This window comes from Acinetobacter seohaensis, from assembly GCF_056431365.1.
Genome location: NZ_JBWKMK010000144.1, coordinates 49,365 through 62,173, shown reverse-complemented (window position 1 = coordinate 62,173; position 12,809 = coordinate 49,365). Strand labels below are relative to the sequence as shown.

Here is a 12,809-nt window from a genome sequence, read left to right as displayed (position 1 = left end):
CTTGAGTTGTCTAGGATGACTATGATTGTTGAGATTAATGCAGAATTGTTGAACAGCAAGCCGACGATTCATTTAGGTGGAAACATGCACGTCTATATAAAAGTTGCATATTCACAGCAAAAAAATCAGCCACCCGAAGGTGGCTGACTGCTATAGATTAAGCGAGTTAAATCTTAACCAATAAATTTACGCGCATTGCGGAACATACGTAACCATGCACCATCTTCAGTCCATTCTTCAGGTTTCCAAGAAAGTTGAAGCGCACGGAAATTACGTTCAGGGTGCGGCATCATAATTGTTGCACGACCATCTTTTGAAGTTACGCCTGAAATACCTTCTGGCGAACCATTCGGGTTCATTGGATAATGTTGAGTCGCATTTCCGTGGCTATCGACATAACGTAAAATCACTTGGTTGCCTGCGTTCAAGGCTGCCAAATTAGCTTCTGGTGCAACGACGCGACCTTCACCATGTGCCACTGCGATTGGTAAAATCGAGCCTTCCATATCTTGCAATAATACAGAGTTTGATTTTTCCACACGGACGTTAACGCTACGCGCTTCAAACACTTCTGAAGTATTGCGATGGAAACGTGGCCACGCTTCTGCACCTGGAATGAGTGGTGCTAATTGTGACAACATTTGACAACCGTTACAGATACCCAGTGAGAACGTTTCTTGACGGTTAAAGAATTTCTCAAACTGGTCGCGTAATTTCGGGTTGAACAAGACTGACTTCGCCCAGCCACCGCCAGCACCTAATACGTCACCGTAAGAGAAACCACCACACGCCACTAAGCCTTCAAAGTCGTCTAAATCGACACGCCCTGCAAGCAAGTCACTCATGTGTACGTCAACGGTGTTAAAGCCGACTTTGTCAAATGCTGCCGCCATTTCTACATGACCGTTTACGCCTTGTTCACGTAAAATCACCATGTTAGGACGACGTGTGTTGATGTATGGCGCTTCAACTGGCTCATTTAAGTCAAATGTCGGTTGAGCAATTAAGCCTTTGTGGTTTTTGTCTGTGATCAAAGCAAATTCTTGATCAGCAGTTTCTGAGTTGTCACGTAAACGCTGGATTTGGTGTGATACTTCACTCCAAGCCGCTTGCAAATCGGCACGTTCAAGCACCAAGCCATTTACAGCAAGTTGGTCTGTGCTATTAACTGTACCGACTACCGAAATCGCATCTTTCAAAGTAGATGCAGCAACTTCAGCAGCTAAGTTAGCCCAGTCTGCTTTAGAGATTTGTAGTACTGCACCAATTTCTTCAGCAAACAATGCCGCAACAGATTGATCTTCTAACGCCACACCTAAACGTGAAGCGAACATCATTTCTGTTACAGTTGCCAATAAACCACCATCACCAATGTCGTGATAAGCTTGAATCAAGCCACGGTTATTCCAGTCTTGTACCAAAGCAAAGAATGCTTTGAATTCGTCAAAGTTATCGACATCTGGTGTTACTGAACCAATAGCTTTATACACTTGCGCTAAAATTGAACCGCCTAAACGGAACTGACCTTTAGACAAGTCAATACGTACCAATACTGAATCGGTATTTTTCAATTCAGGGGTTAGTGTTTTACGTACATCGGTCACTGGTGCAAATGCAGTAATTACACCTGACATTGGTGAAGTTACAGATTTATCAACACCTTCGTCATTCCAAGTGGTACGCATAGACAATGAGTCTTTACCTACTGGAATTGCAATTCCTAGCGCAGGACACATTTCCATACCAATGGCTTTTACACCTTCAAACAAAGCTTGGTCTTCGCCTTTTTGACCTGCTGCTGCCATCCAGTTTGCAGATAATTTAATGTCGCTGATCTGGTCAATTTTGGCTGACATGATATTGGAAATAGATTCTGCCACTGCCAAACGCGCAGATGCTGCAGGGTTTAATAAAGCTACAGGTGGACGTTCACCCATCGCCATTGCTTCACCTGTAAAGCCTTGCAAGCTGGTAGTGGTTACTGCTGCATCTGCAACAGGCACCTGCCATGGGCCAACCAACTGATCACGTGCAACCATACCTGTAATTGAACGGTCACCAATCGTGATTAGGAATGATTTAGAAGCAACAGTTGGATTCTTGATGACACGGTAAATCGCATCTTTCAGATCAGTAACTTGAGCTGCATCAAAATCATCACCTTGACGCTCAATGCTTTCATAAGAACGGCTCATGCGTGGCGTACCACCTAACAAGACCTGCATTGGCATATCTACAGCTTTGTTATTGAACAGTGGATCTTCAACCGTTAAATGACGCGCTTCTGTCGCTTCACCCAATACTGCAAACGGACAACGCTCACGCGCACAGATTGATTCAAATAATTCTAAAGAACTTGGACGGATGGCCAATACATAACGCTCTTGCGCTTCGTTTGACCAAATTTCCATTGGTGACATGCCTGGTTCTAAAGATGGAATCTTACGCAAATCAAGTACAGCACCTAGTTCGTGATCATTCACCAACTCAGGCATTGCGTTCGAAATACCACCTGCACCCACGTCATGCACTGATACGATTGGGTTAGCATCTTCCAAACGCCAGCATGTATCAATCACTTCTTGGCAACGGCGTTCCATTTCTGGGTTTTCACGTTGTACTGAAGCGAAGTCAAGATTTTCACCCATGGTTCCGCTATCTACAGAAGATGCAGCGCCACCGCCTAAACCGATCAACATCGCAGGGCCGCCTAAAACGATTAATAAATCGCCTGGCTGAATTGGGTCTTTTTCGACATGGTCTGGACGAATGTTGCCGTAACCACCTGCAATCATGATTGGTTTATGGAAGCCTTTTACTTCACCATTCACGTTTTGCTCGAAAGTACGGAAGTAACCATTTAACGCAGGACGACCAAATTCGTTGTTAAACGCTGCACCGCCCAATGGGCCTTCAATCATAATTTGTAATGGCGATGCCATACGTGAAGGCTTGCCATAGTTTTCTTCCCAAGGCTGTTCAAAACCAGGAATATTTAAATTCGATACTGTAAAGCCTGTTAAACCTGCTTTTGGTTTACCACCACGACCTGTCGCGCCTTCATCACGGATTTCACCACCCGAACCTGTCGCAGCACCTGCAAATGGTGCAATTGCAGTTGGGTGGTTGTGTGTTTCCACTTTCATAAGAATGTGGGCAGCTTGGCTCTTATATTTATAAACGTAGTGACCTGTTGCAGCATCTTTTTTCGGATAGAAACGCTGCGTATCAAAACCAACAATCACCGAAGCGTTGTCTTTGTAAGCCGACAATACGTCTGTTGGTGATTCTTTATAAGTATTTTTGATCATTTGGAACAATGACAATGGCTGTACTTCGCCATCAATTGTCCATTCAGAACCAAAGATTTTGTGACGGCAGTGCTCAGAGTTGGCTTGTGCAAACATCATCAATTCAATGTCATGCGGATTACGGCCTAACTTGATAAATGCTTCGGTTAAATAATCAATTTCTTCATCAGACAAGGCAAAACCAAACTCACTGTTGGCTTTTACCAATGCCGCTTTGCCTTCACCCAAAATATCAATGCTATTTAAAGGTTTTGGTTCAGTTTCAACAAATAACGCTGCAGCATCGTTAATGTGGTTAAACACACTTTCGGTCATGCGGTCATGCAATACTTGTTTTACTTCGTTTGAAACGTCTGTAATACCTTTTAAGGTAAACAAAACACCGCGTTCTAGGCGGTGTACAGGCGTATTACAGTTGGCAAAAATATCGGTTGCTTTTGATGACCAAGGAGAAATTGTGCCCACACGTGGTGTCACTAAAATTTGAACTTCATCACTTGCAGCTTGGCGTAATTCAAAAGATGCACCATCGTTTAAAAGCTGTAAAGCAGATTGCTGTTGTTGCTCGTCGAGCGCTTGGTCAAATAAATAAACCCATTGGCTATCGAAAGATTGAACAGAACTCATTGACGCTAAACGGTTTAAGAGTTGAGTTTTCTTAAAAGATGAATGTGCAGGTGCACCGGCAACGATAAACATGCTGATTTTGGCTCCACGGGCTGATCTTTTGGACCATGCCACAATGTGACTTGAAGAGAGCGCATATTCTACTGTGAAATGCCATAATCAGCTAGATGGAAAATGGTTTTCTTGGCGCGTTTCGGCAGTAAAACTTCCGAATGTTGATTTAAAGCCTCTATTTCAGATCAATGTATTCAAGATTCGTGCTTTAAATTGCACAAAGCACTCTCACTGTGGAAATTACTGAATGATTGATGCTGTTTTTATTTTCTATGCCATCTGTTTACACACAGATGCTCTAAAGATCAGGACATGACGCTCAACTTCCGCCTTGCTCAATATCAACTAATCAAAGCACCTCAAATTCAATACGTCGATTTTTCTTACGTCCTTGTGGCGTTGTATTGTCTGCGACAGGCTGATTAGAACCTTGACCTTCGGTGCTTAAATGCGTTATCGCAATACCTTTATCGATCAAATAATTTTTTACCGCGCCTGCACGTGATTGGCTTAACACTATATTTTTATGCGCATCGCCCGAACTGTCTGTATGTCCAACAATTTTCACTTTTTGGGTGCCAACTTGCTTCAATGCCACAGCCATTTCATCCAGAATTTTTTGCCCTACGTCAGTCAAAATTGCACTGCCCGATTCAAACTCAACAATCCTGTTTTTGAGCGCAGCATCCAGCATTTTTTGTTCATACTGACTCCCCGAAAGCTGTGTGTTCAAACGATAAGGCTGCTGTACCAAAGCCTGAAAATTTGCTGTCGTGGCTTGAATTTGATGAGCAGCATTCACTTTTCCTTTCAAATCAACTTGAGTCCCTTTCACACGTAACTGCCCTTGAGAAATCTTTTTTAACTCTGCTGTAATCATACGAGTGACTGAATCATCCCAACCATTCGGTGCAGCAACTGCACGGACTTGAATTTTATCTAACACCTGCGTTTCACCATACACAGCTTGCATTTTCGCCAAAATGGCTTGTTTACTTGCTTCGTTTGGCACCACACCTTCTATAACAATGGGCGCTGCATAGATCAAATGACTTTGGACTAAAAAACACAAGCCAATAAGTAGACTTACGCGAATACGTTTTTGATTATTTTTCATATTTATTTATCTAAAAAAGTTTGCCTAAACAGCTTCAAGGCTTGGTTAAGATTTAACTGCCGCTGACAAAGTAATTGTTCCAATGTTGCAAGACCTGCATTTTGTTCTAAATAAGCATCAATCCAAGTGGCTTGAATTAAAGAAACCCAATGTTCACCCTGCATATTTTGAATAAATAGATCGCGCAGCGTCATGACATCAGCCCCCTGAAAATCAATGATCAAAATGGGTGCCTCAAAATGTAGTATCCCCAGCAAAATTTCAGTATGATGCGCGCCTAAAAACCGCCCGATCATGCCCATCCAAAATGCTGCGATTTCAAAGCAATATCGCGGATGATTCAGCGGTAAAATCATCACTTTGTTTAAACGACGAGTGCCATTTTTGAGGACGGGTTGCAGTAAAAGTCCCAACCCAATCATACTCTGAGCCAAGTCATTGACACTGATTTTCATTAATTGTGCCAATGAATGCGTGCTGTGTTTTTCATAAAAGTCTTGGTATTCTTCTGCACTCAAAAGTTGAACCCTATTCGGCAATTGATTCAACAGTTCAAATGACATATTGGGATCACGGATATTGCTTAAGACCTGATTGCGTTGCAATAAATCAGTCCAAATAGCTTTGTAAAAAAACGGCACAAATAATAACTTTTGACTCGGCTGTTCGACCTCAAACAACTGCCCCAGTAGCATTGGAAATGCCCGCCCCGAGCTATCTTGGCTCGCCTTTAAATTAACAGCTAAAAACATTGGTTCTGCTGGATGGGCAATCAAAAAATCTAAAGCAGGCAAAGTTGCATAACGCTGTTTAAAATCTGCGCTCTGCATGGCATGTTCCAGTGCATTACTAATCCACTGATCGAGCTGCTGAATGAGTTCCGATTGCCCTTTAGACTTTATAAAATCACCACGGGCAGGTATTTTTCCATAATATAAAGGTACGGTTTTTACTGCTTGCATACCCACCACGCCTTTTGCCAAGTGTTATTTCTCTTGATCATTGCGGAACGCCTCCCACTTGTGCAGACATTGTAGTTTTAGACTGCGTAGCCGCTGTTTGTGCGGGACTCATTGCTGTCGTTTGTGCAGCAACCACAAGAAGTGCTTTGGTCGTGGTGACTTGATCGACCAACTGCAACCCCACATAACCACGACTTGAACCAATATTGCCCGAGCTATGTCCGCTAATGAGTCGGAAATTCACTTTTAAAGATAAAGATGGTTCCGTTTTACTGACCCAAGTCATTTCAAAGTGACCGTTTTGCTCTTTGCGCTGTGCAGCATCAATTAAACGGTTAATGCCATATTCGCCCGGTGCTTCAAAAATAGTATGCGACTGACCGTTTAAATCGACTGCACTAATACGCACGCCGGGAATTGCGCCTGGATTGGGCCACACAAAGTTGACCCATTGTTGAATTCCATTTTCAAACTGCATTCGCTGACCATCAATATCGATGCTATACGATAAAAATTGTGGGTGCTGTAATGGATAAAATTGGAAATTGGATTGATTTGAAACAGCAGATGTTGCAGGCTGATCTAAACGTCCTGTTGCCATACCATGAATTGGCGCAACATATTGCGGAAATGCCATCACAAACTGAGGATTTAAATTTAAGCCTAAATCTTTCCATGTTTTTGAAGTTAAGACATAACCACGACGAATCAACAACGGATCTAAAGTGTCTTTGACAAAGCCAGCAATACTTCCTGTTTCACCAAAAATTTGTCCCATTTCCTGACTGGTTGCCTGTAAAGTCCCCCCTGAATGAAATGGATATTTCTGACCTAAATGTGTTGCAAACGGTTGATAGGCTTGAATACGCCATAATTTATTAATTTCATCTTGTGTCGGTACAATTAAACTTGCAAAAGATTGAGTTAGCGGTGTCATCAACAGTTTTTGTAATAATTGTTGGTCAGCCTCTTTTAAACCCACCATCATTTTTTCATCGACATATTTTTGCGTTGTATTAAAGACCGAGTTTTGATCATGGATGGTTTGTTTGAACAATGCCATTGCACTTGGTCCAATTTCCCCTGCCGTTTGAAGATCATTTAACTTGCTGCGCACCTGTGCAAGGTTGTTCATATACACATCAAACAGAGATTGATCCTGTAAATCGTCACGTTTACGCAGCAGTTGATAAAACATTTGGTATTCTTGAGAAATCGCACCTTGCGCTTTTAGAGCTGCCTGCGCTGCAGCTTTGTCATTAGATTGACGCAGCACTTTGTCTTTAAACCACGCCATAAATCCTTGTTCAGGCACAGCAAGTTCAGCTTGCACAATTGGATTATCCCAATTGGTTTCCACTGCAATACGTTGCAATAACTTGCGAATTGGCGAGTTTTGCGGCTCTCCCAACAGATCAAGCTGTTTCACTTGCTGATTGAACTGATCTGTTTTTGCATAATGGATGCCATTTAGAAATTTCTTCCATTCACTCACATATTCTTGCTGATACAAGCTCAGCAATTGTTTACGGATTTGTTCAGGACTTCCTGAAAAAGTTAGATCATCCGACTGATGACTATTGAGCACCCAATCTTTGCTGTCCGTTGGCTGATTGGCTACCTGATCAATGGCTTGTTCGACATATTCATTCCACGCCTGCTGCGTAAAAATACCAGGCAAAGCATGACTGCCTAAAACAATGCGACTGTGTTGCTCCCCCACAATTTGACTGACCGTAAGTGCAGGAAAACGTACTGCTGCACGCATTTTTATTTCGTTATATACCCGATCTCGTGCAGGCATTCCCTGAATGACCGACAACAGCACTTGACGAGTTTGATCGACCATTTGTGCATCGCTTTCCAGTACAGGAAAATCGTCCTGATGAGCGAGTGTCATGGCATAAGACAGGATTTTTTCTGCCTGCTGAATCATGTCCGTACGTGGCATTTCTCCACGATGGGCATCCAACCAAGTGCGCCAAAAACGTGAAATCTGATCACTTAAATGACTGCTCTCCCGATATTCAGGATTCGTCAGCATTAAATAAGCCTTTAACGCATTATAAGCATCTTGCGGATTTTGCACGGAAGGCTCTAAATATGGTTGAGTTTTCGCAACTTGCTGCGTTTTTGCATGTATATGATGCGCTTTGAGTGTTGCCGCATCTTGTTGGACACGCTGTAAGTATTGCGCGATATTTTGCTGGGTTGGCAACAATACAATCTGCTGAACGCCTTTTAGATATTCAACTTTGAGCTGTTCGCGTAACTTCTTGCCCTGATATAAGCCAAAACTGAACTTAAGTGGACGTTGTTCGGAAAACCCATCCAACTGTTGCAGACGTGCTTGTAAAATTAATAAGCTTTCGAGTTGTGTGGATAAAACCTGTCCAAAAGTTTTTTCCAGTCGTATAACTTGATCTAAGTCTGCCTGAACATCGGCAATGAGTTGTTGGTTATGACGATATGACCACACCCAAACACTGAGCAACAATCCAACACCAAGTAATGCAGCAGTAAACGCCATATATCGCTGACGTTTTTTCGCAGGATTAATATGTTGTTTCACCAAATGTTGATCACGCAAAATCACATTGGAAAACAAACCTTGTAAAAAATAACCATGATTTGGGGCAATCGAACTTTTTTCTTCGTCCTGAAAAGGGCTTGCAAGCTGCTGCAGTTGAAATTCTTGTGCAATACTTTCTGTCATCGGGCTTTCGATGCTGCATTCCTGTAAAGCACTGGTAAAATAAAAACCTCGAAAAACAGGTTGGAATTGATACGGATTATCTTCAAATAAAGTACCAATAAAACTTTTTAATGCTGGCTTTAAGGTTTTAAATTCCATCGGGTGAGAGTTATCGTTTGAAGGATAAAAAAAGAATAGGGATTCAGCCACAGGTTGAAACTTAATACGAGATCAAAGGGGTCAGTTTTAAATTGCCGTTGACAGAGTTCTTGAAAGGCTGGCAGGGCTATCTAGTCTGTGATGATTACAGTGGTTATAAAGCACGCTTCAAATCAGGCCAGGTCATTGAGGTGGGCTGCATGGCCCATGCACGTCGTAAATTCCATGAACTGCATGTGACCGGGAAAAGTCAGGTCGCTGAACAGGCATTAGTGCTGATTCAGAAACTGTATGCCATAGAAGCAGAACTCAGGAAAAAGACGGATGGTACAGCGGAAGACCGCCGCGAATACCGACAACAGCATAGCCAACCGGTGATGCAACAACTATATGAATGGCTCAACCAACATCATCTGACGGTGCCATCGAGTTCTCCCACCGCCAAGGCCATCAATTACACTCTGAAGCGTTGGCCAGCCTTAAGCCGTTATCTGGATGATGGCAATCTACCGATATGCAACAATTGGGTAGAGAATCAGATGCGTCCCTGGGCGTTGGGGCGCAAGAACTGGCTGTTTGCAGGTTCGCTGCGCAGTGGTCAGCGAGCGGCGAATATCATGACTTTAATCCAGTCAGCAAAGCTGAATGGCTTGGATCCGTATGCCTATTTAAGTGATGTGCTGAAAAGGCTGCCGACACATAAAGTGACCCAAATTGAAGAATTGCTGCCGCACCGCTGGAAACCTGAATCGAATTAAAAAAAGCTATGGGGTTCAGCGGATGCTTACTGTACTGAAAAGGCTGCCGACGCATAAAGCGACCCAAATAGAAGAATTACTGCCACATCGCTGGAAATCCAACTCAAATTAAAAAATAGGCATGGGGTTCAGCGGACGCTTACATTTAATTTTTCTAGCCCGTTGAAAAGCATTACAATTGATCGCCATTTGTTCAATATTTGAAGGAAGTACTTGTAATAACTGTTGAAAATGAATCATGATACGCCACGGTAGTTGTGTTTTGTGTTAGCGCATTAATAAATACAACCACCTTTTTTATTTTTCAAGCGATAATTATAATATATTTCAACAATTTAAGCCTTAAGTTGGCGCGTATGCCATCATGGGTCTTATGCACCTTGTTCTTCATATCATAAAATTTTTCATCGGTGCCATAGAGATCAATAGCTACATACTTCAAAAGCCCTTCCCAATTAAAAGAGTTATTTAAATATCGAAGACTTAGACCAGTACCCACAAATAAAACTGGGTGATTCTTGTAACTACTAACAAACTCAAAAATGTCCATAACTTAACTTCTAAATTGTTGTTCTGAAGATAAGCACATCTTATATATTAGAAACAATTCAAGCAATTTGATAATTAGTATTTCAAAATTAAATATTTTTTGCTTACTACAGGCTTACGTTGCATAACCCTAGAAACAACAAAGCCCTGAATATGTCAGGGCTAAGTCATTGATATTTGGCGGAAGCGGTGAGATTCGAACTCACGGAGGACTCGCGCCCTCGTCGGTTTTCAAGACCGGTGCATTAAACCGCTCTGCCACGCTTCCATGTGGGCCATGATACGAAGCTTTTGATTTGATGACAAGTAAAAAATACCACTCAAGCACTCAAGTGAATATTGTTTCACCAAATCAGCGCTAAAGTTCATCAAAACAACAGCATAGCCACCTCACTTTTTAAAGTTTAGCAGCCAATTCAGCCCCTTCACGAATCGCACGTTTTGCATCTAACTCTGCAGCAAGCTTTGCACCACCAATAATATGATAGTTAGCCAAAGTATTTTCATCTGCCGCAGGCATTAAATCTTTAACCGACTCCTGCCCTGCACAGACTACAATGCTATCTACACGTAACAATTGGTCTTGACCTGCCATTTCAATCCACAAGCCTTCATTGCTGATGGCTTTATATTGCACACCACGTAGCATACGCACCGCATGTTTTTTCAACTGTGCACGATGTACCCATCCTGAAGTTTTACCCAAACCTGCACCTAAAGCTGTCGTCTTACGTTGCAATAAATAAATTTCACGGACTGGGGGATGAACTTCTGGAGCAAGCATACCACCTTCAGTCACATAGTTAGGATTCGGATCGACTCCCCACTCACGCTGCCAATCTGCCAAAGGCTGCGGTTGTGGCTGATGTTCAGGTTTCAGTAAAAACTCCGACACATCAAAACCGATACCGCCTGCACCAATCACAGCGACTTTTTGTCCAACAGGTGCACCACGTAATACTTCTGCATAAGACAATACTTGCGGTGCATCGCTGCCTTCAATTTTTAAAGCACGTGGTACTACACCTGTTGCAATGACCACTTCATCAAAACCTTCACGTTCGAGTTGCTCGCGGTTGACTTTGGTATTTAAACGCAAATCGACCCCAGTTTTTTCAATTTGCACTTTAAAGTAGCGAATGGTTTCGTGAAATTCTTCTTTGCCCGGCACGACTTTTGCCAAGTTGAATTGACCGCCCACTTCGTTGCTGGCTTCAAATAAAGTCACATGGTGCCCACGACTAGCAGCAACTGTAGCAGCAGACATTCCCGCAACACCACCACCGACAACTGCAATACGCTTCGGTTGCTTGGTTTTTTCATAGACCAATTCAGTTTCATAGGCTGCACGCGGATTGACCAAACAAGTCGCACGCTGATTTTTAAAGGTATGATCTAAACACGCTTGGTTACAGGCAATACAGGTGTTAATTTCATTGACACGATTGGTCGCAGTTTTATTGACCCAAAACGCATCTGCCAACAATGGTCGTGCCATTTGAATCATATCAGCTTTACCCGCTGCCAATATTTCTTCTGCAGTATCAGGCATATTAATACGGTTGGATGCAATTACAGGAATCTCAACGTGTTTTTTCACTTCTGCGGTGTAATCAACAAAAGCTGCGCGTGGCACAGAAGTCACGATGGTTGGAATGCGCGCTTCATGCCAGCCAATCCCTGTATTGAGCAAGTTCACACCCGCATGCTCTAAGGCTTTGGCAACGGTAATCACTTCGTGCATGGTATTGCCATCGTGGACTAAATCCAGCATCGACAAGCGGAAGCAGATAATAAATTTTTCACCCACTTCGGCGCGAATGGCTTTGACTACTTCTAAAGCAAAACGCATACGGTTTTCAATCGTACCGCCCCATTGGTCTTCACGCTGATTCACATGACGGCTTAAAAACTGATTCAGTAAATAGCCTTCCGAACCCATAATTTCGACACCATCGTAGCCTGCCATTTTGGCTAAACTAGCTGTTTTCGCATAATCTTCAATGGTATTTAAAATTTGTCTTTCACTCATTTTACGTGGTTTAAATGGTGAAATTGGAGATTTAATCGGACTTGCAGACACCACAAATGGTTGATAACCATAGCGTCCTGAATGCAGAATTTGCATTAAAATTTTCGCACCATGCTTATGTACGGCATGTGTCACTAATCGATGTGGTGCAACATCGCCCAATGTATTCATAGTACCGCCCGCAGGCAATAACCAGCCTTGACGGTTAGGTGAAATACCACCTGTAATAATTAAACCCACGCCACCTTTGGCACGTTCGCCAAAATAAGCAGCCAGTTTTGGATAATTATAAAAACGATCTTCCAAACCCGTGTGCATTGAACCCATCACGACACGGTTTTTAATGGTGGTAAATCCTAAATGTAATGGTTTTAGAATATTTGCATAGCGAGTTGTCATGATGAGTCCTTATATAATGAGCTTTGCAACTTGTTGCATGAATACTTTAACCGATTTTTATAAACTGTTTATGACTCTAAAGTTCGACTGTGTGGCGCAAACGTCAATTTATAGGGTCTGTTGACACTTCTTCTATGTTTGCGACG

The 12,809-nt window shown here is 42.6% G+C and carries 5 protein-coding genes, 1 tRNA gene and 3 pseudogenes; 2 read left to right on the top strand and 7 right to left on the bottom strand.

What is annotated here, in order from left to right:
- Positions 1-15 precede the first annotated feature (15 nt).
- Complete coding sequence (locus AC07E5_RS14720; protein WP_256732322.1) at positions 16-147, top strand: hypothetical protein; 132 nt, start codon at positions 16-18, stop codon at positions 145-147.
- 26 nt (positions 148-173) lie between these two features.
- On the opposite strand, the gene purL is transcribed toward AC07E5_RS14720, so the two are convergent.
- The 4 genes and pseudogenes from purL to AC07E5_RS14700 all read right to left on the bottom strand — a co-directional run.
- Positions 174-4,010 carry a phosphoribosylformylglycinamidine synthase gene (purL, locus tag AC07E5_RS14715; protein WP_498625727.1) on the bottom strand — a complete coding sequence of 1,279 codons (3,837 nt, stop codon included), beginning with the start codon at positions 4,008-4,010 and terminating at the stop codon, positions 174-176.
- Positions 4,011-4,341: 331 nt separating this feature from the next.
- On the bottom strand, positions 4,342-5,109 hold the full coding sequence (locus AC07E5_RS14710) for an OmpA family protein (RefSeq protein ID WP_498625726.1): 768 nt from the start codon (positions 5,107-5,109) through the stop codon (positions 4,342-4,344).
- Between the two features lie 2 nt (positions 5,110-5,111).
- Positions 5,112-6,071: a type VI secretion system-associated protein TagF gene (tagF, locus tag AC07E5_RS14705; protein ID WP_179994234.1), complete on the bottom strand. Its 960-nt coding sequence runs from the start codon at positions 6,069-6,071 to the stop codon at positions 5,112-5,114.
- A gap of 37 nt (positions 6,072-6,108) precedes the next feature.
- Positions 6,109-8,928, bottom strand: a pseudogene (locus tag AC07E5_RS14700) (ImcF-related family protein); the annotation flags it as partial.
- 101 nt (positions 8,929-9,029) lie between these two features.
- On the opposite strand from AC07E5_RS14700, the pseudogene AC07E5_RS14695 reads away from it, so the two are divergent.
- Positions 9,030-9,683 (top strand): annotated as a pseudogene (locus AC07E5_RS14695) (IS66-like element ISAba25 family transposase); the annotation flags it as partial.
- A gap of 358 nt (positions 9,684-10,041) precedes the next feature.
- Here AC07E5_RS14695 and AC07E5_RS14690 read toward each other — a convergent pair.
- From AC07E5_RS14690 to AC07E5_RS14680, 3 genes and pseudogenes are all read right to left on the bottom strand, one after another.
- Positions 10,042-10,233: pseudogene (locus AC07E5_RS14690) on the bottom strand (SIR2 family protein); the annotation flags it as partial.
- A gap of 177 nt (positions 10,234-10,410) precedes the next feature.
- Positions 10,411-10,500: transfer RNA gene (locus AC07E5_RS14685), tRNA-Ser, on the bottom strand.
- Positions 10,501-10,629: 129 nt separating this feature from the next.
- The gene (locus tag AC07E5_RS14680; RefSeq protein ID WP_004972684.1) at positions 10,630-12,663 is read right to left on the bottom strand and encodes an NADPH-dependent 2,4-dienoyl-CoA reductase; all 2,034 of its coding nucleotides are present in this window, start codon (positions 12,661-12,663) and stop codon (positions 10,630-10,632) included.
- Positions 12,664-12,809: the final 146 nt, after the last annotated feature.